This is a genomic window from Pseudomonas sp. FSL R10-2189, assembly GCF_009600325.1.
Classification (GTDB): domain Bacteria; phylum Pseudomonadota; class Gammaproteobacteria; order Pseudomonadales; family Pseudomonadaceae; genus Aquipseudomonas; species Aquipseudomonas helleri.
This window is the reverse complement of record NZ_WIVZ01000149.1, coordinates 1-303: the sequence shown is the minus strand read 5'-3', so window position 1 is coordinate 303 and position 303 is coordinate 1. Positions and strand designations below refer to the sequence as shown.

The window sequence follows — 303 nt, the reverse complement described above, 5'->3', positions numbered from 1 at the left end:
GCCGGGCGCGGGATCGAACTCTTTAGCGCTCAGCAGATCTCAGATATACACGAGAGCTCTGAAGGCTGGCCCGGGATTATCAACCAGGTTGCCCGTGATGCAATGATCGAAGCCATGATTGCCAGCCGCTCAGCGGTCAAGCGTCCAAGTATGGGGTTCAAGATGCCGAAGAAACACGTATTGGCCATTGGTGCAGTAGTGGTAGTGGCTGTCGCTGCTGCCGTTTTGATTCCGGGCCGTGGCAAGGCGCCTGTTGCGCCGGATGCCGAACAGACACAGCTGGGGCAGGCCACACCCAATGGC

At 58.7% G+C, this 303-nt stretch carries 1 pseudogene; it reads left to right on the top strand.

From position 1 onward, the window contains the following. A pseudogene (locus GHO32_RS26590) lies at positions 1 to 303 on the top strand (cell division protein); the annotation flags it as partial.